A 19730-nucleotide genomic window follows, 5' to 3' on the forward strand; every position below is an offset into this window, starting at 1 on the left:
CTCGCTGCGCTCGCACCTCAACCACCGTCGCGCAGCTGGGTCTTGAGCACCTTGCCGGACAGGTTGCGGGGCAGTCCGTCGACGACCTCGACGTGCCGCGGGACCTTGAAGTTCGCCAGCCGCTCCTTCGCGAAGGCGACCACGTCCTCGGGGGTGACCGAGCCGACGACGTACGCCTTCCCGACCTCGCCCATCCGCTCGTCGGGCACGCCCACCACGGCCACGTCGGCGACCCCGTCCATCCGCGCCAGCGTCTGCTCGACCTCGGCGGGATAGACGTTGAAGCCACCGGAGATGTACATGTCCTTGAGCCGGTCGGTGATCGAGAGGTTGCCCTGCTCGTCGATCACCCCGATGTCACCGGTGTGCAGCCAGCCGTCGGCGTCGATCGCCTCGGCGGTGGCCGCGGGGTCGTCGAGATAACCGAGCATCACGTAGTCGCCACGGACCAGCAGCTCGCCGGACTCGGGGTCGGTGCGGATCTCCATCCCGGGGATCGCCCGGCCGCACGTGGTCGCGACGGTCTCGGCGGAGTCGTCCTCGCGGCACATGGTCACCACGACGGCCTCGGTCATGCCGAACGCCGTGACGACCTGGTCGATCCCCAGCCCTGATGGAGCCTCGTCTCGCATCCGCTCGATGAGCACGACCGGTACGACGGCCGCGCCGGTCACCGCCAGCCGCAACGAGGAGAGGTCCCGCTCGGCCCGGCCCGGGGCGCTCAGCAGCGACTGGTAGATCGTGGGCGCGCCCGGCAGGACCGTGATCCGCTCGGACTCGATCAGCCGCATGGTCTCGTCGAGGTCGAAGGTCGCCAGCGGGTAGAGCGTCGCCCCGGTGAGCAGGCCGACGACGATGCCGATCTTGTAGCCGAAGGAGTGGAAGAACGGGTTGACCACCAGGTAGCGGTCGTCCTGGCGGACGCCGCCCAGTTCCGCCCAGGCACGCGCGACCCCGATCGTCTGTCGGTGCGCGCTCATCGCGCCCTTGGAGCGGCCCGTGGTGCCGGAGGTGAACAGGATGTCGGCCACGTCGTCGGGCTCCAGCGGCACCCGCGCCACCAGGGCCGCACTGGTGGCGCGTTCCATCAGACCGGTCAGCGTCGTGGCCACGTCTGCGGAGACCCCTGCGCTCGCGAGCTCACCGAGCTGGTCGCGCCCGAGGAACCCGTCGTGGACGACGACGAGCGCTGCGTTGGTGCGCGCCACGACGTCGGCGACCTCGGCCCCGACGTAGCGCGAGTTGACCGGCACGAGCACGGCCCCGGCGTACGAGACGGCCAGGGCGGCCACTGCCCAGTCGATGCTGTTGGGGCCCCAGATCACCACCCTGTCGCCACGGCCGACCCCGGCTTCGGCGTAGGTCGCGCTCGTCTGCTCGACGAGGTGGAGCAGCTCGGCGTACGAGACGGTCCGGTCGCCTTCGACATACGCCGGGTGGTCACCGAACCGCTCTGCGGCAGCCCGGAGCACCGCCGGGATCGTGTCCTGCATCGGCACCTCTCTCACCAACCAAGCAATTGCTTGGTAGGGTAGCACCCGTGAACCTGACCTACTCCGAGGCGGACCAGGCCTTCCGCGACGAGGTGCGGGGCTGGCTCGAGGAGCACCTGACCGGCGAGTGGGCTGCCCTGAAGGGGCTCGGTGGCGCCGGCCGCGACCACGAGGCGCACGAGGAGCGGGTCGCCTGGAACCGGCTGCTGGCCGAGCACGGCTGGACCTGCCTGGGCTGGCCGGTGGAGTACGGCGGGCGCGGGCTGAGCCTGGGGCAGCAGGTGATCTTCCACGAGGAGTACGCCCGGGCCGACGCGCCGGGACGGGTCAACCATCTCGGTGAGGAGCTGCTCGGGCCCACGCTGATCGCGTTCGGGACCGCCGCGCAGAAGGCGCGGTTCCTGCCGAAGATCGTGGCCGTCGAGGAGCTGTGGGCCCAGGGCTACTCCGAGCCCAACGCCGGCTCCGACCTGGCCAACGTGCAGACCAAGGCCCGCCTCGACGGTGACCAGTGGGTGATCGACGGCCAGAAGGTGTGGACGTCCAACGCCCACCTCAGCCAGTGGGCCTTCGTCGTGTGCCGGACCGAGCCGGGCTCGACGCGTCACCACGGGCTGTCGTTCCTGCTGGTGCCGCTGGACCAGGACGGCGTCGAGATCCGGCCGATCGAGCAGCTGACCGGCGGGTCGGAGTTCAACGAGGTCTTCTTCACCGGCGCCCGGACCGCGGCCGACCTCGTCGTGGGGGAGCCCGGCGGCGGATGGCGGGTGGCGATGGCGCTGCTCGGCTTCGAGCGCGGCGTCTCGGTGCTGGGCCAGGTGGTCGGCTTCGCCCGCGAGCTCGACGGCGTCCTCGCGCTGGCCAAGCAGAACGGCGCGATCGACGACCCCGTGCTCCGCGACCGGCTCGCCGGTCTCAAGGTCGAGCTCGAGGTGATGCGCTTCCAGGCGCTGCGCGGCCTCGCCGCCGACGCTCAACAGACTTCTGGGGCAGCGTCGGCCTCGATCTTCAAGCTCGTCTGGGCCGGCTGGCACAAGCGGCTCGGTGAGGTCGCGATGGAGGTCGCCGGCCCGGCCGGCCTGGTCGCGGGCGCGCCGTACGAGCTCGACCGCTGGCAACGACTGTTCCTGTTCTCCCGCTCCGACACGATCTACGGCGGCAGCGACGAGGTCCAGCGCAACATCCTCGCCGAGCGTGTGCTCGGTCTGCCCCGCGAACCCAAGGGAGCCTGATGACCACCCCACGTCCCGAGCAACCCACTCCCGACTACGTGCCCGGCCACGACCTGCTCAAGGGCAAGGTCGTCGTGGTGACGGCCGCGGCGGGCGCCGGCATCGGTGCGGCCGTCGTACGCCGCGCGCTCGAGGAGGGCGCGAAGGCCGTGGTGTTCAGCGACACCCACGAGCGCCGGCTCGCCGAGGCGGAGGAGGCGCTGGCGGGGGAGTTCGGCGCCGAGCGCGTGCGCCAGCTGGTCTGCGACGTCACCGACGACGCGCAGGTGCAGGCGCTGCTCGACGCTGCCGACGAGCTCGGCGGCGTGGATGTGATGGTCAACAACGCCGGACTGGGCGGGACCGCGAGCGTGCTGGAGATGACCGACGAGCAGTGGTCGCGGGTCCTCGACATCACGCTGACCGGGACGTTCCGGTGCGTGCGGGCCGCGGGGCAGCGGATGGTCGATGCCGGTCGGGCCGGCGTGATCGTCAACAACGCCTCGGTGATCGGCTGGCGCGCACAGGAGGGCCAGGCGCACTACGCCGCTGCGAAGGCGGGCGTGATGGCGCTGACCCGCTGCGCGGCCCTCGACCTCGCGCCGCACGGCATCCGCGTCAACGCGGTCTCGCCGAGCCTGGCCATGCACCCGTTCCTGGCCAAGGTCACCTCCGACGAGCTGCTCGCGGAGCTCAAGCAGCGCGAGGCGTTCGGCCGCGCCGCCGAGCCGTGGGAGGTCGCGAACGTGATGGTGTTCCTGGCGAGCGACTACTCGTCGTACCTGACCGGGGAGGTCGTCTCCGTGAGCAGCCAGCGAGCATAGGGCCATGGCGCAGACGACCGACCCGGCAGCGAACCCGGTGACGAACTCCCGACGTGCGGAGCTGCTGCGGATCGCCGCGGGGCTCTTTGCGGAGAAGGGTTTCAAGAACACCACGGTCCGCGACATCGCCGATGCTGCCGGCATCCTCTCGGGCAGCCTCTACCACCACTTCGACTCCAAGGAGTCGATGGTCGACGAGATCCTGCGGACGTTCCAGGAGGAGCTCTTCGGTCAGTACGACGACATCCTCGCGAGCGACTTCAACCCGCGGGCCAAGCTCGAGCGCGCGGTCGTCGTGTCGTTCGAGGCGATCGACAAGCACCGCGACGAGGTCGCGATCTTCCAGAACGAGGCGGCCCACCTCCTCACGTTCGACCGGTTCGCCTACCTCGCGGATCGCAACCGCCAGTCGCGCGACGTGTGGGTCACGTTGCTGCAGAACGGCGTCGACGCCGGGGTCCTGCGCGACGACCTGGACCTCGAGCTGACCTACCGCTTCATCCGCGACACCGTCTGGGTCGCCGTGTCCTGGTACCGCCCCGGCGGCCGCCGCACGCACACCGAGATCGCGTCGCAGTACCTGTCCATCCTGCTCGAAGGGATCGCTCATGCCTCCTGAGGCCTACATCGTCGACGCCGTCCGCACGCCGGTCGGCAAGCGCGGGGGTGCACTCGCCGGCGTCCACTCGGCCGACCTCGCGGCGCACTCGATCGGCGCCCTGGTGCGGCGTACCGGCGTCGACCCGGGCGCCGTCGACGACGTGATCCTCGGCTGCTGCGACACGATCGGCTCCCAGGCCGGTGACGTGGCGCGTACTGCGTGGCTGGTCGCCGGCCTGCCCGACCACGTCCCGGGGGTGACGATCGACCGGCAGTGCGGCTCCTCGCAGCAGGCGGTGCACTTCGCCGCGCAGGGCGTCATGTCCGGCACCCAGGACCTCGTGGTCGCCGGGGGCGTGCAGAACATGAGCGCGATCCCGATCTCGGCCGCGATGCTGGTCGGCCAGCAGTACGGCTTCTCGACGCCGTTCGCGGAGTCGCCCGGCTGGCAGGAGCGGTACGGCGACCAGGAGGTCAGCCAGTTCCGCTCCGCGGAGATGATCGCGGAGAAGTGGGACCTCTCTCGCGAGGAGATGGAGTCGTTCGCCCTGGCGTCTCACGAGCGCGCCCGCGCGGCGATCGCCGAGGGGCGGTTCAAGGGCGAGATCGAGCCGGTCACCCTGCCCGACGGGTCCGTGGTCGACACCGACCAGTGCCCGCGCGAGACCTCGCTGGAGAAGATGGCCGGGTTGCAGCCGTTGGCTCCGGGGGGCCGGATCACGGCCGCGGTCGCCTCGCAGATCTGCGACGCGTCGTCGGCGATGCTGATCGCCTCCGAGACCGCCGTACGCGACCACGGCCTGACGCCGCGTGCCCGCATCCACCACCTCTCGGTGCGCGGTGACGACCCGGTCTGGATGCTCACCGGCCCGATCCGCGCCACCAAGCACGCCCTGGACCGCAGCGGCCTGGCGATCGAGGACATCGACCTGTTCGAGTGCAACGAGGCGTTCGCCTCGGTGGTGCTGGCGTGGATGAAGGAGACCGGTGCCCCGCACGAGCGGGTCAACGTGAACGGCGGCGGCATCGCGCTCGGTCACCCGATCGGCGCCACCGGCACCCGGCTGATGACCACCCTGCTCAACGAGCTCGAGCGCACCGGCGGCCGCTACGGCCTGCAGACGATGTGCGAGGGCGGCGGGCAGGCCAACGTGACGATCATCGAGCGCCTCTGACCTGTCAGGTCCGGCGGCCGAACATGTCGAGCAGGCGCAGCTGTGGGTCCGCATCAGGCGGCAGCGTCCCGCTCGGGCCGGCCCCGTAGGCGCCGAACGCGAGGATCTCGCTCAGGTGCGGCTCGACGGCCGCGAGCAGCCCGTCCACCACGTCCCGGTCGAGGGTCTCGTCCTGCCCGGTGGCGCGCAGCAGGTCCCAGGCGTGGACGACCAGGTCGATGAGCCGGAACCGCAGGAACGCCTCCGCGGCGATGTCGCCCTTCGGGCCGTCCAGGACCTGGTCCGGCGCCGTCGTCGCGAAGCCCTCCTGCTGTTGGTGAGCTGACTCGACCACCGCAAGGACGGGATCGGCTCCGAGCTGGTCGCCGGCGAGCCTGGCGCGCGCCTCGTCACGACTCACGCCGGCGAGGAGCATCGCGGTGAACCGGTTGCCCACGACCACGTGCCCGACGAGCTCGCGCACCGAGATGTCCGAGGGCGTCGGCAGGCCCCAGGAGTCGGGCGCGACGAGACGTACGGCTCTCTCGAACTCGTGGGACGCCGCCTCGATGAGCTCCATGCGCTGAGCCTAGGACGCTAGTCGCCGGTAGCGAGGCGGCCGAGCAGCTCGCGCAGGCGCGTGGCGTCGGCTGGCGGCAGGTCCGCGAGGAGCTGCTGCTCCGCCCGGTCGCTCGCTCGCCTCGCCGTGGCGAGTGTCCTCCGCCCGCTGTCGGTGAGCTCGACGACATTGCGCCGGCGGTCCATGGGGTCCGGGCGACGTGCCACCAGGTCCTTGCTCTCGAGACCGTCCACGAGTCCGACCATCGTCGTGCGGTCGACCCCGAGGCGCTGGGCGGCCTGCTGCTGCGACTCCGGCTCGCGGTCGTCGAGCAGGAGAAGCACGGCCAGCTCGCGCGCATTGATGCCCGTCGGCCCCAGGTGCTGCTCGTGCAGCTCGTCCAGGGTCACCAGGGCGTACTTGAGCAGGTAGGTCAGCCGCTCGCGCAACGCCGGGCCGAGGTCTCGCTCGTCAACCATGGCTCCATCCTAGGGAGTACGCTAATCATCAGTAAGGCTGACCATCACTAGACGGGACGATTAGATGACCACTCTCCTCCTGACGGGCGCCACCGGGCTGGTCGGCTCGCGGCTCCTGCCGCGACTCGCGAGCGCCGGCTTCGACTGCAGGGCCCTGGTGCGACGCGACGTGGCGCCGCTCGAGGGCGTGACCGTCGTACGCGGCGACCTCGGCGACCCCTCTTCGCTGCCTCCGGCCGTGCAGGGAGTCGACGCCGTCGTCCACCTCGCGGCGCTCTTCCGCACCGGCGACGAGGAGGAGATCTGGCGGGCGAACCTCGACGGGACCCGTCACCTCATCGAGGCGGTCGCGGAGCACGCCCCGACTGCGCGGATCGTGATGGCCAGCACGGGCAACGTCTATGACGCGGCCGCGTCGAGGCCGGGCCGGGAGACAGACGACTGCTCGCCGACCCTGGCCTACCCGGCGAGCAAGCTCGCCGCCGAGGGCCTGCTGCGCGAGAGCGGGCTGACGTGGTCGGTCCTGCGCCTCCCGTTCGTGTACGGCGACGGCGACGGGCACCTCGCCTCCATCTCGAAGCTCGCCCCGCGCTTCGGGCTGCACCCCGCCCACACGTACTCCGTCGCCCACCACCGCGACGTCGCTGTCATCGTGCGACTCGCACTGACAGGGGCCACCGACGGCCAGGTCATCAACCTCACCGACGACGCGCCCGTGACCGTCTGGGAGATGGCGGAGCTCGCCGGCGACCCCGTCGAGCCGTCTGCCGCGCCCCTCGAGCACCCGTGGGCGGGCCGGATGGATGGTTCCCTGGCGCGAACGCCGGGCTTCCGGCCGACCGTGCCGACGATCCGTGCCGCCGCTGCGGAGGGCATCCTCTGACCTGGCGGGTGGAGGTGCGGACCCGAAAGCAGCGGCCCACCCACTCGCCGCTCAGCCGAAGACGATGAACAGACCCACGATCCCGGGCACGAGCCCGAGCAGCAACCAGGGGGAGAGGAACTTCTTCTGGTGGATCGCGCGGGCCACCGCGATCGCGATGATGCCGAACGCCGCGGCGAGGACGTTGAGGCCCACCTGGGCGTCCGTGCGCGAGTCGTCGACGTACATGGCGGCGATCACCAGCCCGCCGGCCATGTGGATGACCGTGGTGAACGCGAGTGCCGAGAGCACCCATTTCTGCACCGGCTCGAGGTGCATCGGGCCGGAGTCGCTCGGCTTGCGGACCTCACGGCGGGGGTTGTCCGGGTCCATCAGGTGCCGTGGCCGCTTCTTGACTGGCTGTTCGCTCACGCGGCCATTCTCCCGCCTTTTACCGAGACGACCGTCACGCAGGCGCGGCCATGGGACTGGGGCGGCGACCGAAGGTCAGCGCGGCCAGCAGCACGACGTAGCCGACGAGCGCCACCACCCCGCCGACCAGCGCGATCAGGAAGCTCAGGTCGAACAGGTCGTCGGAGTAGCCGAAGGCCTGCGTCAGCAGCGCGACCTGGCTGTCGTCGGTGTCGCCGAAGTCAGGCATGAACGCCCCGAACACGACGAGCCCGACCCAGGTCACCAGCTGCCCCATGGCCTGGAGCCCAGTGAGCGCCCGCGGCTGGCCGGGCTGCGTCCAGGCCAGGATCGTCGTCACCAGCAGCGCGACGAGCGCGATCGGGACGGCGGTGAAGAGCAGGATGATCCAGAACCACCCGATGACGCCGTACGCCACCCGGCCCATCCCGACCCAGGCGATCACCAGCAGGTTGAGGGGGATCATCGCGAGGAGGACGGCTCGGCCCAGGCTGTTCACGGGGGAAGGCTAGGGCACCCGCGCCGAGACCCGGGTGCGGAACACGACGGGTCGGCGTCCCGGTGTCCACCGCGGACCGAGCCGAGCGCGGCCCGTTAGGCTGCCCTGGTCCGCCGTTCCACGACAGGGGTGCAGATTGATCGGGCTACCGGCTCAGGGCTTCGTGCTGCTGTCGATGCCCAAGTGCGCGTCGACCTCGCTGGTGCGCTCGCTCCAGGGCCATGCCGAGCTGCTGCTGCGGGGCAACCCGCGGCTCAAGCACATGAACTGCAGGTCCTTCCACAACCTCATCGTGCCGGTGCTGCGCAACGCCGGATACGAGCGCGAGAACTACGAGCTGGTCTCCCTGTTCCGTGAGCCGACCGCCTGGCTGGAGTCCTGGTGGCGCTACCGGCAGCGTCCGGCGCTGCTGCAGGAGGACGCCTCCAAGTCGACCGCCGACGTCAGCTTCGAGGAGTTCGTCGGCAGGTACGTCGACAACGACCCCCGGCCCGGCACGCTCCGCGGCCGGCCGGCGCGGTTCGTCGCGATGAGCGAGGACCTCGACCTCGGCGTCGACCGTCTCTTCGCCCTCGAGCAGCCCGAGGTGTGGCAGACCTGGATCGGCGCCAAGGTCGGCGGCGGCATCGACGTACGCACCGACAACCGGTCCGACGTCCGCCCCGAGCCCCAGCTCAGCCGCACCCTGCGGGCGCGCCTCGACGAGTTCTTCGCACCCGAGTACGCGATCTACGAGCAGCTGCGCGCCACCGGGGAGTGGGCGCCGCCGAAGGGGCTCGTGCCCGGCCGCTGATCGGGCTCAGACGACGTACGCCGCAGCCCGGCGCAGCTCGGCCGCGGCGCGGACGACGATCCGGTCGATGAGCTCCTCACAGGTCGGCAGGTCGTCGATCACGCCGACGACCTGACCGCTCGCGAGCACGCCCGCGGAGGTGTCACCCTCGACGAGGCCGGCCTTCAGCATCATCGGGGTGTTCGCGGCGAGCGCCATCTGGGCCAGGGTGCGGCCCTGGGCCTTGCGCATCTCCCGTCCGTCCTTGAGCAGCGCGGGCCAGGACATGCCGCTCGTGCGCTTGAACTCCAGCGTTCGGCGCAGCGTGGGGCCGATCCGGCGCACGGAGCTGGTCTCCTCGAGCTCCTCGACCAGCTCGGTGCGCAGCATCCGGTGCGGCATGCCGTCGACCTTGGCTGTGACGACGGTGTCGGTGAGGCCGCGCTCGAGGTAGAGCCGCTTGACCGCGTCGGGCACCGCGCTGTCCTGGGTGAGCAGGAACCGCGTGCCCATGCCGACCCCGGCGGCGCCGTACGACAGCGCGGCCGCGAGGCCGCGGCCGTCGAAGAAGCCGCCGGCCGCGACCACCGGGATGTCCACGGCATCGAGAACGGTCGGCAGCAGCAGGGTCGTCGGCACCGGACCGGTGTGGCCGCCGCCCTCACCACCTTGCACCATCACGGCGTCGGCGCCCCACGAGGCGACCTTGACCGCGTGCTTGGCCGCGCCGATCGAGGGCATCACGACGATGCCGTGCTCCTTGAGCATGGCGATCAGCTCCGGCTTGGGCGCGAGCGCGAACGACGCGACCTTCACGCCGTGCTCGATCAGCAGGCGGCACCGGTCGGGGGCGTCGGCCGCGTCCGCGCGGAGGTTGACCCCGAACGGCTGGTCGGTGCGGCCCTTCACCTCGACGATCGCCCGCTCCAGCTCCTGGATCGTCATCGTCGCGCTGGCGAGGATGCCGAGGCCGCCGGCGTTGGCGGTGCCACTCACCAGTCGCGGACCGGACACCCATCCCATGCCGGTCTGCACGACGGGGTGGCGGACGCCGACCAGGTCGGTGAACGGCGTGCGCAGCAGCTGCTCAGTCGCCATCGGGCACCTCCTTGAAGCGCAGGCCCTTGGGGTCGAGCACCTCGCGGATCAGGATCTGCTCCTCCATCGTCGGCTCGCGCGTGGTCGGGACCTCGGCCGGCACCTCGAGCTCGAACCCGGTGGCGCTCCGCACCTCGTCGACGCTCACGCCCGGGTGGACGCTCAGCAGCCGCACGGTGTCGTCGGCACCGTTGACGTCGAGCACCGCGAGGTTGCTGACGATCCGGTGGATGTCGTTGTACCGCGCGGCGGCCGGGCCGGCCTCCTTCGCGCGCTGCGGCCCGACGCCCGACACGATGTCGACCCGCTCGACGAACACCCGCGGGGAGTGCTTGGGCACCCAGTACGACGTGCGGTTGTTGACGGTGTTGCCCGGGGCTCCACGGCTGCCGAGCAGCTGCCGCTTGGGCTGCGCCCAGTCGCCGATCGCGGAGATGTTCTGGTTGCCGTGCCGGTCGACCTGGGTGGCGCCCATCATCACGTGGCGCTTGCCGTAGGCCACGACGTCGAACACCTTGCGGAACGGGATCCAGCCCTCGACCACGTCGCCCTTGGCGAATAGCGGCGGCACGCCGGCGAGGAACAGCGACTCGCCGTCGGAGATCACCAGGTCGGGGTTGCTGGTCAGCTTGGCGAGGCGTACGCCGAGCATCGGCAGCATCCCCATGGGGCTGGCGAAGATCTCGCCGTCGTCCTTGAACGCGTCCGCGATCGCCGCCGCGCACACGTCTGCCCTGGTCGCGCTCATGCCTGCTCCTCACCGAACGCGCGGACGGCCTGTTGGTACGCCGCCTCGTCGCCCTCCAGGAACCGGGCACGAAACGCGGCCCAGTCCTCGTCCGACCCGCCCGCGGCCGCGGCGTACGCCCGCTGGAACCGCTCGTCGCGCTCGTAGTCGGGCGTGCAGGTCGTGAAGTGCGCGCCGTGGGGGGTCTCGACGACGCCGCTGACCATCATCCGGCTGAGCAGCAGGCGCTGGACCGGGGTCTCGACGGTGAGACCGGCGGTGTCGACGATCTGCTCGCAGCTGAGGTAGGTGCGCTCGGCGGCCATCGCGAACAGGTCGTCGAAGTAGGGATCGGGCCCCAGGTACGTCGCGTTGCCGTGCTGGTCGGCCCTGTTGAGGTGGACGAGCGCGACGTCGAGCTGGAGGGCGGGTACGGCGACGAGCTCCTCGGGCTGACCGTCGGGGCCGCCGTACGGGCTCGTGACCGTCTTGATCCACGGCTGGTTCACGAGGACGTCGGAGCCGAGCCCGGCCCGCATCGGCAGGAACGGCAGCCGCTGGGCGGCGGCGCGCAGTCCCGTCTGGAACATGCCCTCGTCGAGCTCGACGAGCTCGGGGATGGTCCCCTCCTGGCGGGCCTTCTGGAAGTTGGGCTCCAGCGGCACCGAGTCGAGGCTGACGAACGCGAACACCAGCTTGCGGATCTTGCCCGCACGGGCGAGCAGTCCGACGTCGGCACCGCCCCAGCTGACGATCGTGAGGTCCTTCAGGTCGCTGCGCAGGATCGCGCGCACCAGCGCCATCGGCTTGCGCCGTGGGCCCCAGCCTCCGATGCCGATCGTCATGCCGTCGCGCAGCTCGGCGACGACCTGGTCGATCGTCATCCGCTTGTCGCGTGGTCCCTTGGTCATCGCTTGCTCTTCTCCGTCCCGGCGAACTCGTCCCGCAGCTCGTCGCTCACGCCGGCGAGGTTGAGCTCCATCGTGAAGCCCTGCTCGAACCGGTAGCTCTTGTTGACGTCGATCGGGTCGATGCTGTTGAGGCACTCCTTGGCGGCCCGGATCACCCGCGTGTCGTGCGCGGCGATCTCGCCGGCCACCTGCAGTGCCGCGTCGTCGAGCCGGTCGCGAGGGACCACCTCGAGGACGCTGCCGAACTGCACCAGGTCGGCCGCCTTGATCGTGCGGGCGGTGAAGTAGAGGGTGCGCATCATGTGCTGCGGCACCAACCGCGCCATGTGCGTCGCGGCGCCCAGCGCGCCCTGCTTGACCTCCGGCACGCCGAAGTAGGCGTCGTCGCTGGCAACCACGCAGTCGGCGTTGCCGACCAGGCCGACGCCGCCGCCGAGGCAGAACCCGTTGACGGCCGCGACCACCGGCACCGCGCACTCGTAGACCGCCTTGAACGCGGCGAAGCAGCCCTTGTTGGCGCCGATCAGCGCGTCGAACCCGGTCGTGTGCTGCATCTCCTTGATGTCGACGCCCGCGTTGAACCCTCGGCCCTCGGCGCGCAGCACGACGGCCTTGGTGTCGGGGTCCGCGCCGGCCTCGTCGAGCGTCGCCGCGAGGTCGAACCAGCCCTGCACGGTGAGGGCGTTGACCGGTGGGTGGTTCATCGTCACCAGCCGCACGCCGTCGGGCCGGAGCTCGGATGTGATGGGCATGGATTCCTCACGGTCGGTTGAGCTTGTCGGAACCAAGCAAGTGCTTGGTAGGGTAGCAGCATGGCGCTGCCGATCGACCTGTCCGGACGGGTCGCCCTCGTCACGGGCGGGACCCGTGGCATCGGCCTGGGCATCACCCAGGCGCTCCTCACCGCGGGCGCGCGCGTCGTGACCTGCTCGCGCTCCGAGGTCGAGCCGGTCGCGGGCACGACCCACCGGGTCTGCGACGTCCGCGACCCCGAGGCGGTGCACGACCTGGTCGGCTCGCTCGACCGGCTCGACATCCTGGTCAACAACGCCGGGGGAGCACCGGCCGCGGACGCCGCCACCGCCTCGCCACGGTTCCACGACAAGATCGTCGGCCTCAACCTGCTCGCCCCGCTGCTGTGCGCGCAGGCGGCCAACGCCGTGATGCAGCAACAGGCCTCGGGCGGGGTGATCGTGAACATCTCCTCGGTCTCGGCCGGCCGGCCGGCACCCACGATCGCGGCGTACGCCGCCGCCAAGGCGGGACTCGACTCGCTGACGGCGTCGCTGGCCATGGAGTGGGCACCCCGGGTGCGGGTCAACGGCATCGACGTCGGCCTGTGCCGGACCGAGCAGTCCGCCGACCACTACGGCGACGACGCATCGGTGGCCGCGATCGAGCGGACCATCCCGCTCGGCCGGATGGCCGAGCCCACGGAGGTCGGCAACGTCGCGGCCTTCTTGGCGAGCGACCTCGCGTCGTACGTCTCCGGGGCGACCGTCGCCTGTCACGGCGGCGGCGAGCCGCCCGCCTTCCTCATCGTGCAGAAGGGACTCTCATGACGTCGTTGCTGGAAGGTCGCGTCGCGATCGTCACCGGGGCGGGACGCGGCATCGGCCGCGCGCACGCCCTCGAGCTGGCCCGCCACGGCGCGGCCGTGGTCGTCAACGACTACGGCGTCTCGCTCTCGGGCGAGGGGACGGGGGAGACGCCCGCCGAGCAGGTCGTGGCCGAGATCGAGGCGGCCGGCGGGCACGCCGTGGTCAACACCGCCGACGTCGCGGACTTCGAGCAGGCCGCGGCGATGGTCCAGCAGGCGATCACGACGTACGGCGGGCTCGACATCCTGGTCAACAACGCCGGGTTCGTGCGCGACCGGATGCTGGTCAACACCTCCGAGGAGGAGTGGGACGCGGTGGTCCGGGTGCACCTCAAGGGGCACTTCGCGCCGCTCCGGCACGCGGGGGCGTACTGGCGCGCCGAGGCCAAGGAGGGCCGTCAGCGGGCCGCGCGCGTCATCAACACCTCGTCGGGCGCCGGGCTGCAGGGCTCGGTCGGCCAGGCGACGTACTCCGCCGCCAAGGCCGGCATCGCCGGGCTCACGCTGGTCGCCGCGCAGGAGCTGGGCCGCTACGGCGTCTCCGTCAACGCGATCGCCCCGGTCGCTCGCACCCGGATGACCGAGGGTGCGTTCGACACCTCCGCGATGGCGCTGCCCGAGGACAACTCGCCGATCGTGGCCTGGCTTGCCTCTGCCGAGGCCGGCGACGTGACCGGGCGGGTGATCGAGATCGACGGCTCGAGGATCACCGTCGAGACCGGCTGGGCACACGGCCCCGCGAACGACCTCGGCCGCCGGTGGGAGGCGGCCGAGGTCGGTCCCGCGCTGCGGGACCTCCTCGCCGCCGCCCCGGCACCCGAGCCGGTGTACGGCGCGTAGCAGCGGGGGAGCAGTCCGCCCGGATCAACCCAGCGGCGTGGTCCCGCACCGGCTGAACCACGGCAGGGAGCCGAGCCCGGCGCGCGCCGTGACGCTCCGCCCGCCGCTGTAGCGGTCGCCGCGGCCGTGCAACCGCCAGCAACCGCTCGGCAGGTAGACCGCCCGCGACGTGGCCCCCTGCTCCACCACGGGCGCGACCAGCAGGTTGCCGCCGAGCAGCCACTCCTGGTCCTGGTGCCAGCCCGCGCGGTCGTCGGGATCTGCCAGCCACAGCGGCCGCGTCGGCGGTACGCCGGTGTGGTCCGCCTGCCGCCAGAGCCGCCTCAGCAGCGGTGCGGCCAACAGGTGCAGCCGGGACAGCTGGCGGTAGATGCGCACCGTCTCTGCGTCGTACGACCAGGGGGTGTGGGTGCCGGAGAGCCCGCTGCCGTGCAACCGGAAGACCGGGCTCAGGGCGGCCCACTCCGCCCACCGGAGGAACAGCTCCTTGGTGGTCGGCGGCGTCGTGTAGTCGAAGTAGCCGCCGATGTCGGTCGCGAACCCGTAGGCGCCCCCGACGGCTCGGCTCAGCATGTCGGTGGTGAGCGAGGCGAGCCCGGAGGCCCGGTCCCACCCGGTCGTCTCGTCGCCGGGGAAGTTCGCGTACTCGTACGCCGCCGCTCCCGGCAGTCCGGAATAGCCGGCGCGGGTGAAGAACCACGGCTTGCGCGAGGGGTGCTCCTGCTCGTAGTGCGTGAGGGCCTGAGCGGTCGCCTTCGCGTAGAGCGTGAGGTAGTCGTTGTGCCGGTCGTATCCGGTGGACCCGTCGGCGAAGTGCATGTCGAACATGACCTGCTCGCCATAGTCCTGCATGAACCCGTCGAAGCCGAGGTCGAGGACCTGCTTGATCTGCCGCTGCCACCACGCCACGGCGTCGGGGTTGGTGAAGTCCACGAGTCCGAAGCGCCGGTTGCCCGAGCCGATCACGTAGTAGGGGTCACCGGCCGCGGTCCGCACGGCGTACCCGGCCTGGACCGGCGCCGAGTCGGGCTCGAGCCAGGGGCGCACATAGGCGAGCGGATGGATGCCGCGGGCTCGGAGCTTGCGGATCATCGCTGCCTGCGGACGGGCGTGCACCCAGGTGTGCAGGGCCAGGCCGTGGTTGCCGCCGGGGAAGCCCCAGCCCTCGATGCGGTACGCCGAGACCGGCAGGTCGTGCTCGTCGATGGCCGCGACGTCCTCGGTGAGCCTCGCCTCGTAGTCGGCGTACGTCTCGGCCTGGTTCTTCACCAGCCGGTCGAACATGGGACCGAACGCCCAGCGCGGTGGCAGCCGGTGGCGCCCCGTCAGCGCCGTCAGGGCACCGACGGTGCGCCGGGGCCCGCCGGGTGCGACGACGTAGTCGAGGTGCGACGTGGACGCGGCGACGTTCCACGCGTCGTCGCGGTCCGCGGCCATCTTGAACCGCGCGAGCTCGGGCTGGGCGAGCAGGAAGCCGTAGTGCGTCGTCCAGAACATCGCCTGCGGGTAGTACGCCGCTGCCGAACCGTTCGGGTACATGTCCGTCGCGGTGGTGTCGGCCGGGTCCGCTGCCAGGTTCTCCTGGTTGACGAAGCTCGAGAGCACGCGGCCGCGCTGGTCGAGCCGGTCGTGGCGGCCGCCGAAGCCGAAGAATCCGTCCTTGAGGCCGGCCTCGAACGAGTCGCCGAGCATCGCGACGCCGTCGGCTGGTTCGGCGTGCACCTGGACGCGGACCGCCGCGGAGCCCTGGGGGCCGATCACGACCAGGAGCTTGCGACCGGTCGGGTCGTTGGTCGACAGGGTCAACGTGACCTCGTCGCCGGCCTGCTGGACCTCCTCGACCTGCTGGGCGGAGTACCAGGTGCCCTGGCGCTGGCCGGACTGGAGGTTGGCGACCCACTCGGCCGAGGGCTGCTGGACCAGCGTCTCGGTGCCCACGAGGAACGACAGCGGCGAGTAGAGCGTCGCGGTCTGCTGGTTGTCGGCGCCGGTGCCGATCGGGTCCGCGGTCAACGGCTCGGCCAGGGTGTCCTCGGCCGGGTGCGCGACCTCGCGCAGGACGGCGTGTCCGGCGCCGTCGGTGATCGTGAGCCGGAACGGGCTCCGGTCGATGACCACCCGCGCCCCACCCGCGTCGACGACGATCGGATCGCTCGCGCGGCCGGGCCGGACAGCTCCCGCCGCGTCGTGCGGGGCGAGCGTGAGGACGAGGGCGGACGCGACGAGCGCGGCGGCGGTACGCCGAGCGCGCGGCAGGGTGATCCGGGTCACGGCCGACAAACTAGGCCCTGCGACCGCCTCCCAGCATCAGATTCGCTCGATGACCGTCCCGGTGGCCATGGCGCCACCGGCGCACATGGAGATCAGGGCGGTGGTGCCGTCGCGGCGCTCGAGCTCGTGGAGCGCCGTGGTGATCAGGCGCGTGCCCGTCGATCCGACCGGGTGGCCGAGTGCGATCGCGCCACCATTCACGTTGACCTTCTCCAGGTCGACGCGGTGCTGACCCGCCCAGGAGAGCACGACGGAGGCGAACGCCTCGTTGACCTCGAAGAGGTCGAAGTCGGAGATGGCCATGCCGGTGCGGTCGAGCACCCGCTGCGTGGCGTCGATGGGGCCGTCGAGGTGGTAGTAGGGGTCGGAGCCGACCAGGCAGTGCGTGACGATGCGGGCGCGCGGGGTGAGGCCGAGCGCGGCGGCGCGATCGGAGTCCATGATCAGCACGGCGGAGGCGCCGTCGGAGATCTGCGAGGACGTGCCGGCCGTGTGCAGCCCGTCGGGGAGCACGGACTTGAGTCCGCCGAGGCCCTCGAGCGTGGTCTCGCGCAGGCCCTGGTCGGTGTCGACCAGCCGGGTCTCGCCCGTCGGTGCCCCGTCCTCGCCGAGCACGGGGGCGTCGTACGCCGCGATCTCCCGCTTGAACCGTCCCTCGTCGACGGCGACGCGCGCCTTCTGCTGCGACGCCAGCCCGAACGCGTCGAGGTCGGCGCGGGTCAGGCCGCGGTTGCGGGCGATCCGGTCGGCCGCCTCGAACTGGTTGGGCAGGTCGATCGTCCAGTCGTCGGGCCGCGGGTCACCGAGCCCCGGCGGCACGTTGCCGCCGAGCGGGATCCGGGACATGGACTCCACGCCACACGCGATGCCGACCTCGATGGTGCCGGCCGCGATCATGTCGTGGACCAGGTGTGCGGACTGCTGGCCCGACCCGCACTGGGCGTCGATCGCGGTCGCGCCCGTGTGGCGGGAGAGCCCCGCGTGCAGCCAGGCCCGGCGGACCATGTCGTTGGACTGCTCACCGGCCTGGGTGACGCAGCCGCCGACCACCTGCTCGACGAGCTCGGAGTCGATCCCGGCGCGCGCGAGCACCTGGGACTGCGCGAACCCCAGGAGAACGGCGGGGTGCACACCGGCCAGCCAGCCCTTGCGCTTGCCGAGGGGGGTGCGGACGGCGTCGATGATCACGGGGGTGCCCATGGGAGCAAACTAGAACACGTTCTCGTTCGCGACAAGCCTGGGTCGACCGCGGCCTCGGTCCGGGGGCCTTCCCTGACCTACCTTCGGTATGTAGTCTCTGTCACTAGAACGTGTTCCAGTCAGACATTGCCAAGGGAGCTCCTGTGACCGCATCCGACGTCCTCCCCGAGGGTTTCGACTTCACCGACCCCGACGTGAACCAGGCGGCGATCCCGCACGAGCAGTTCCGTGCCGCCCGCCAGCTCTCGCCGATCGTGTGGGTCGAGCAGGAGGCCGAGCACCGCAGCGGCTTCGCCGAGGAGTCCGGGACCGGCTACTACGCGGTCACCCGGCACGCGGACGTGTCGGCCATCTCCAAGGACAGCAAGAACTGGTCGACGTACGAGAACGGCGCGATCATCCGGTTCCCCGGCGAGATGATGCGTGAGCAGATCGAGCTCCAGCGCGTGATCCTGATCAACCAGGACCCGCCCGAGCACACCGCCACCCGGGCGATCATCTCCCGTGGCTTCACCCCGCGCTCCATCGCCGAGCTCGAGGACCAGATGACCCAGCGGGCTGCCTCGATCGTCAAGGACGCGGTCGGCCGGGGCACGGGCAACTTCGTCGAGGAGATCGCCGCCGAGCTGCCGCTCCAGGCCATCGCCGACCTGATCGGGGTGCCGCAGGAGGACCGGCACAAGCTCTTCGAGTGGTCCAACCAGATGCTCGCGGGCGAGGACCCCGACTATGCCGGCAACAACGACGTCGCCGCGGCCGAGATCCTCGGCTACGCGATGATGCTCGCCGCGGACCGGCAGGCCAACCCGCGCGACGACCTGATCACCAAGCTGATCAACGCCCACAAGGGCGAGCGAGGCCTGAACGACGACGAGTTCGGCTACTTCGTGATCCTGCTGGCCGTCGCCGGCAACGAGACCACGCGCAACGCGATCTCGCACGGCATGAACGCCTTCCTGGACAACCCCGAGCAGTGGGAGATCTGGAAGCGTGACCGCCCGGCGACCATGGTCGACGAGGTCGTCCGCTGGGCGACGCCGGTCAGCGTCTTCCAGCGCACCGCGCTCAACGACGTCGAGGTCGGCGGGGTGCAGTTCACGAAGGGCCAGCGGGCCGCGCTGTTCTACGCCAGCGCCAACTTCGACGAGGACGTCTTCGAGGACCCCTACACCTTCAACGTCCTGCGCGACCCCAACCCGCAGCTCGGGTTCGGCGGGCACGGCGCCCACTACTGCCTGGGGGCCAACCTCGCCCGTCAGGAGATCCGGGTGATCTTCGACGCGCTCGCGGACTACGCGCCCGACATCACCAAGCTCGCCGAGCCTGCGCGGCTGCGGCACTCGTGGGTCAACGGCATCAAGGACCTGCAGGTCCGGTACGCCTGATCAGGCGTACCGCTCGGTCAGCACGAGCGGGCCGTCCTCGGTGATCGCCACCGTGTGCTCCATGTGGGCGCCGCGGGACCCGTCCTTGCTGCGCAGTGTCCAGCCGTCGGCATCGGTGTAGATCTCGTCGGTGGTGTGCAGGAACCACGGCTCCAGGGCGAGCACCAGGCCCGGTCGCAGCTTGAGCCCGCGTCCGGCGCGTCCGTCGTTGGCGACGTGCGGCTCGCCGTGCATGGTGCGGCCGACCCCGTGCCCGCCGAACTGCAGGTTGATCCCCAGACCGGCGGCCCGGGCGACGTCGCCGATCGCCGCGGAGATGTCACCGAGGCGGTTGCCGGGCCGGGCTGCGGCGATCGCGGCCTCGAGGGCGCGGGTGGCGACGTCGATCAGCTCGAGGTCCTCGGGCCGCGGCGTGCCGACGACGACGCTGAGCGCCGAGTCCGCGACCCAGCCGTCGACGTTGGCCGCGAAGTCGACGCTGAGCAGGTCGCCGTCTTGCAGGCGGTAGTCGTGGGGAAGACCGTGCAGCACGGCGTCGTTGACCGAGGTGCACAGCACCTTGCCGAACGGTGAGGCGCCGAACGACGGGTGGTAGTCGATGTAGCAGGACTCCGCGCCACGCTCCCGGATCATCTGGTGCGCCAGCGCATCGAGCTCCAGGAGGTTGACGCCGACATCGGCGCGCTCGGCGAGCGCGGTGAGCACGTCGGCCACGAACCGGCCGGCCGGGCGCATCTGCTCGATCTGGGCAGGGGTGCGGAGCTCGATCATGGAGTGGACCCTATCCAGCGCCGCCCCGGACGGTCCCATCCG

At 71.2% G+C, this 19730-nt stretch carries 21 protein-coding genes; 9 read left to right on the top strand and 12 right to left on the bottom strand.

The annotated features are described in order from the left end of the window. Positions 1–17: 17 nt before the first annotated feature. Positions 18–1493, bottom strand: a complete 1476-nt coding sequence (locus AC3ANS_RS09860) for a FadD3 family acyl-CoA ligase (RefSeq protein WP_488295983.1) — start codon at positions 1491–1493, stop codon at positions 18–20. 47 nt (positions 1494–1540) lie between these two features. On the opposite strand from AC3ANS_RS09860, the gene AC3ANS_RS09865 reads away from it, so the two are divergent. Genes AC3ANS_RS09865 through AC3ANS_RS09880 form a run of 4 tightly spaced genes read left to right on the top strand, consistent with a single transcriptional unit; the run spans position 1541 to position 5303 of the window. Continuing rightward, positions 1541–2725, top strand: a complete 1185-nt coding sequence (locus tag AC3ANS_RS09865) for an acyl-CoA dehydrogenase family protein (RefSeq protein WP_488295984.1) — start codon at positions 1541–1543, stop codon at positions 2723–2725. Next, the gene (locus AC3ANS_RS09870; protein WP_488295985.1) at positions 2725–3528 is read left to right on the top strand and encodes an SDR family oxidoreductase; all 804 of its coding nucleotides are present in this window, start codon (positions 2725–2727) and stop codon (positions 3526–3528) included. Before AC3ANS_RS09865 ends, AC3ANS_RS09870 begins: the two co-directional genes overlap by 1 nt. Before the next feature lie 4 nt (positions 3529–3532). After that, positions 3533–4147 carry a TetR/AcrR family transcriptional regulator gene (locus tag AC3ANS_RS09875; RefSeq protein ID WP_488295986.1) on the top strand — a complete coding sequence of 205 codons (615 nt, stop codon included), beginning with the start codon at positions 3533–3535 and terminating at the stop codon, positions 4145–4147. Further along, entirely contained in the window at positions 4137–5303 is a 1167-nt protein-coding gene (locus AC3ANS_RS09880) for an acetyl-CoA C-acetyltransferase (RefSeq protein WP_488295987.1), read from the top strand. The genes AC3ANS_RS09875 and AC3ANS_RS09880 overlap by 11 nt, the downstream gene beginning before the upstream one ends. A 4-nt stretch (positions 5304–5307) precedes the next feature. Here AC3ANS_RS09880 and AC3ANS_RS09885 read toward each other — a convergent pair whose 3' ends face one another. Together AC3ANS_RS09885 and AC3ANS_RS09890 are read right to left on the bottom strand one after the other, a co-directional pair. Then, positions 5308–5862 carry a TIGR03086 family metal-binding protein gene (locus tag AC3ANS_RS09885; RefSeq protein WP_488295988.1) on the bottom strand — a complete coding sequence of 185 codons (555 nt, stop codon included), beginning with the start codon at positions 5860–5862 and terminating at the stop codon, positions 5308–5310. 17 nt (positions 5863–5879) lie between these two features. Further along, positions 5880–6320, bottom strand: a complete 441-nt coding sequence (locus AC3ANS_RS09890) for a MarR family winged helix-turn-helix transcriptional regulator (RefSeq protein ID WP_488295989.1) — start codon at positions 6318–6320, stop codon at positions 5880–5882. Between the two features lie 64 nt (positions 6321–6384). Between AC3ANS_RS09890 and AC3ANS_RS09895 the strand changes: the two genes are divergently transcribed. After that, positions 6385–7203, top strand: a complete 819-nt coding sequence (locus AC3ANS_RS09895; protein ID WP_488295990.1) for an NAD-dependent epimerase/dehydratase family protein — start codon at positions 6385–6387, stop codon at positions 7201–7203. A 51-nt stretch (positions 7204–7254) separates the two neighbouring features. Here AC3ANS_RS09895 and AC3ANS_RS09900 read toward each other — a convergent pair whose 3' ends face one another. Both AC3ANS_RS09900 and AC3ANS_RS09905 read right to left on the bottom strand, forming a co-directional pair. Further along, on the bottom strand, positions 7255–7614 hold the full coding sequence (locus tag AC3ANS_RS09900) for a hypothetical protein (RefSeq protein ID WP_488295991.1): 360 nt from the start codon (positions 7612–7614) through the stop codon (positions 7255–7257). A 34-nt stretch (positions 7615–7648) separates the two neighbouring features. Then, positions 7649–8113: a hypothetical protein gene (locus tag AC3ANS_RS09905; protein WP_488295992.1), complete on the bottom strand. Its 465-nt coding sequence runs from the start codon at positions 8111–8113 to the stop codon at positions 7649–7651. A gap of 136 nt (positions 8114–8249) precedes the next feature. On the opposite strand from AC3ANS_RS09905, the gene AC3ANS_RS09910 reads away from it, so the two are divergent. After that, the gene (locus AC3ANS_RS09910; RefSeq protein WP_488295993.1) at positions 8250–8906 is read left to right on the top strand and encodes a sulfotransferase family protein; all 657 of its coding nucleotides are present in this window, start codon (positions 8250–8252) and stop codon (positions 8904–8906) included. A gap of 6 nt (positions 8907–8912) precedes the next feature. Here the strand turns inward: AC3ANS_RS09910 and AC3ANS_RS09915 are convergent, their stop codons facing one another. The 4 genes from AC3ANS_RS09915 to AC3ANS_RS09930 are packed head-to-tail and all read right to left on the bottom strand — an operon-like array spanning position 8913 to position 12373. After that, complete coding sequence (locus AC3ANS_RS09915) at positions 8913–9983, bottom strand: NAD(P)H-dependent flavin oxidoreductase (RefSeq protein ID WP_488295994.1); 1071 nt, start codon at positions 9981–9983, stop codon at positions 8913–8915. Next, on the bottom strand, positions 9973–10731 hold the full coding sequence (locus AC3ANS_RS09920; RefSeq protein WP_488295995.1) for a CoA-transferase subunit beta: 759 nt from the start codon (positions 10729–10731) through the stop codon (positions 9973–9975). Before AC3ANS_RS09920 ends, AC3ANS_RS09915 begins: the two co-directional genes overlap by 11 nt. Further along, on the bottom strand, positions 10728–11621 hold the full coding sequence (locus AC3ANS_RS09925) for a CoA transferase subunit A (RefSeq protein WP_488295996.1): 894 nt from the start codon (positions 11619–11621) through the stop codon (positions 10728–10730). The genes AC3ANS_RS09920 and AC3ANS_RS09925 overlap by 4 nt, the downstream gene beginning before the upstream one ends. Beyond that, complete coding sequence (locus tag AC3ANS_RS09930; protein ID WP_488295997.1) at positions 11618–12373, bottom strand: enoyl-CoA hydratase family protein; 756 nt, start codon at positions 12371–12373, stop codon at positions 11618–11620. Before AC3ANS_RS09930 ends, AC3ANS_RS09925 begins: the two co-directional genes overlap by 4 nt. Before the next feature lie 60 nt (positions 12374–12433). Here AC3ANS_RS09930 and AC3ANS_RS09935 point away from each other — a divergent pair, with 60 nt between their 5' ends. Next, positions 12434–13183 carry an SDR family oxidoreductase gene (locus tag AC3ANS_RS09935; protein ID WP_488295998.1) on the top strand — a complete coding sequence of 250 codons (750 nt, stop codon included), beginning with the start codon at positions 12434–12436 and terminating at the stop codon, positions 13181–13183. After that, positions 13180–14061, top strand: a complete 882-nt coding sequence (locus tag AC3ANS_RS09940) for an SDR family oxidoreductase (RefSeq protein WP_488295999.1) — start codon at positions 13180–13182, stop codon at positions 14059–14061. Before AC3ANS_RS09935 ends, AC3ANS_RS09940 begins: the two co-directional genes overlap by 4 nt. Positions 14062–14085: 24 nt before the next feature. On the opposite strand, the gene AC3ANS_RS09945 is transcribed toward AC3ANS_RS09940, so the two are convergent. Beyond that, complete coding sequence (locus AC3ANS_RS09945) at positions 14086–16332, bottom strand: TIM-barrel domain-containing protein (protein WP_488296000.1); 2247 nt, start codon at positions 16330–16332, stop codon at positions 14086–14088. 36 nt (positions 16333–16368) lie between these two features. Then, the gene (locus AC3ANS_RS09950) at positions 16369–17532 is read right to left on the bottom strand and encodes a steroid 3-ketoacyl-CoA thiolase (RefSeq protein WP_488296001.1); all 1164 of its coding nucleotides are present in this window, start codon (positions 17530–17532) and stop codon (positions 16369–16371) included. 143 nt (positions 17533–17675) lie between these two features. Here AC3ANS_RS09950 and AC3ANS_RS09955 point away from each other — a divergent pair, with 143 nt between their 5' ends. Then, positions 17676–18917: a cytochrome P450 gene (locus AC3ANS_RS09955; protein WP_488296002.1), complete on the top strand. Its 1242-nt coding sequence runs from the start codon at positions 17676–17678 to the stop codon at positions 18915–18917. Here AC3ANS_RS09955 and map read toward each other — a convergent pair whose 3' ends face one another. Then, entirely contained in the window at positions 18918–19688 is a 771-nt protein-coding gene (gene map / locus AC3ANS_RS09960; RefSeq protein ID WP_488296003.1) for a type I methionyl aminopeptidase, read from the bottom strand. Positions 19689–19730 lie beyond the last annotated feature (42 nt).

This window comes from Nocardia sp. 149-1B (genome assembly GCF_057747975.1).

Coding starts and splice junctions, on each gene's coding strand:
- AC3ANS_RS09870 (WP_488295985.1), top strand. CDS start 2,725: ATGACCACCCCACGTCCCGAGCAACCCACTCCCGACTACGTGCCCGGC.
- AC3ANS_RS09860 (WP_488295983.1), bottom strand. CDS start 1,493: ATGCAGGACACGATCCCGGCGGTGCTCCGGGCTGCCGCAGAGCGGTTC.
- AC3ANS_RS09930 (WP_488295997.1), bottom strand. CDS start 12,373: ATGCCCATCACATCCGAGCTCCGGCCCGACGGCGTGCGGCTGGTGACG.
- AC3ANS_RS09935 (WP_488295998.1), top strand. CDS start 12,434: ATGGCGCTGCCGATCGACCTGTCCGGACGGGTCGCCCTCGTCACGGGC.
- AC3ANS_RS09885 (WP_488295988.1), bottom strand. CDS start 5,862: ATGGAGCTCATCGAGGCGGCGTCCCACGAGTTCGAGAGAGCCGTACGT.
- AC3ANS_RS09890 (WP_488295989.1), bottom strand. CDS start 6,320: ATGGTTGACGAGCGAGACCTCGGCCCGGCGTTGCGCGAGCGGCTGACC.
- AC3ANS_RS09925 (WP_488295996.1), bottom strand. CDS start 11,621: ATGACCAAGGGACCACGCGACAAGCGGATGACGATCGACCAGGTCGTC.
- AC3ANS_RS09940 (WP_488295999.1), top strand. CDS start 13,180: ATGACGTCGTTGCTGGAAGGTCGCGTCGCGATCGTCACCGGGGCGGGA.
- AC3ANS_RS09875 (WP_488295986.1), top strand. CDS start 3,533: ATGGCGCAGACGACCGACCCGGCAGCGAACCCGGTGACGAACTCCCGA.
- AC3ANS_RS09880 (WP_488295987.1), top strand. CDS start 4,137: ATGCCTCCTGAGGCCTACATCGTCGACGCCGTCCGCACGCCGGTCGGC.
- AC3ANS_RS09920 (WP_488295995.1), bottom strand. CDS start 10,731: ATGAGCGCGACCAGGGCAGACGTGTGCGCGGCGGCGATCGCGGACGCG.
- AC3ANS_RS09915 (WP_488295994.1), bottom strand. CDS start 9,983: ATGGCGACTGAGCAGCTGCTGCGCACGCCGTTCACCGACCTGGTCGGC.
- AC3ANS_RS09895 (WP_488295990.1), top strand. CDS start 6,385: ATGACCACTCTCCTCCTGACGGGCGCCACCGGGCTGGTCGGCTCGCGG.
- map (WP_488296003.1), bottom strand. CDS start 19,688: ATGATCGAGCTCCGCACCCCTGCCCAGATCGAGCAGATGCGCCCGGCC.
- AC3ANS_RS09950 (WP_488296001.1), bottom strand. CDS start 17,532: ATGGGCACCCCCGTGATCATCGACGCCGTCCGCACCCCCCTCGGCAAG.